This window comes from Mesorhizobium sp. WSM4844 (genome assembly GCF_055811775.1).
The window spans coordinates 1-793 of the sequence record NZ_JBVVQB010000166.1 but is presented as its reverse complement, the minus strand read 5'-3'; the positions used below and the strand labels follow the sequence as shown (position 1 = coordinate 793).

Annotated in this window: 1 protein-coding gene; it reads right to left on the bottom strand. The window is 68.1% G+C overall.

The window, feature by feature from the left end; genetic code table 11:
• The coding region (locus AC0L2A_RS36265) for a condensation domain-containing protein (protein ID WP_473612983.1) at window positions 1-793 on the bottom strand (793 nt) is incomplete at both ends.

Here is a 793-nt window from a genome sequence, read left to right as displayed (position 1 = left end):
CCGCCCAGGCCGCCAGCACCGTCATGAACACCGTCGTGCCATGCTGCCGGCTCAGCCGCTTCAGACCCCGCGTCAGAGCCGCGTCGATGACGATCGGCACACCGGCCCCGGCAAACGACTGCTGGGCCGGCCGCACGCGGTCCGTCGGCAGCGCAAGACGGGCCGGGGCACCTGACAGGGCGTTGCGCCAATACTGCGCCTGGCTCTGCAGCCGTTCCCCCGACAGCCACTGCCGCTGCCAGGCGGCATAATCCGGATACTGGATCGCCAGCGGTGGCAGCGGGTCGTCCTGCCCGGCCACAAACGCCCGGTAAAGGCTGTTCAGTTCACGCATCAAGACGCCCATCGACCAGCCGTCGGAGACGATGTGATGCTGGGTCAGCAGGAAGACGTGCTCCTCATCCGCCAGCCGGATCAGACGCGCGCGCATCAGTGGCCCGCGCGACAGATCGAACGGCGTGTGCGCCTCTTCACGGCACAGATCCGAAAGCGCCACCTTAGCATCGGCCCGGCCGGATAGATCGTGCTCGACCAGTGGCAGCCCGGCATCGGCCGGCAGCACCTCGACCCGGGGCTGGCCCTCCGGTGCGACAAAGACACTGCGCAGCACCTCGTGACGGGCAAACAGACGGTCAAGGCTGCGCTGCCAGGCGACGCGGTCGAGCACCCCCCGCAGCCGCAAGGCCAATGGAATATGATAGTTGGTGCTGCCCTCGTCGAGCTGCGCCAGGAACCACAGCCGCTGCTGCGCGAACGACAGCGCAAGCGGCTCGTCGCGCGACACGGCAACAAT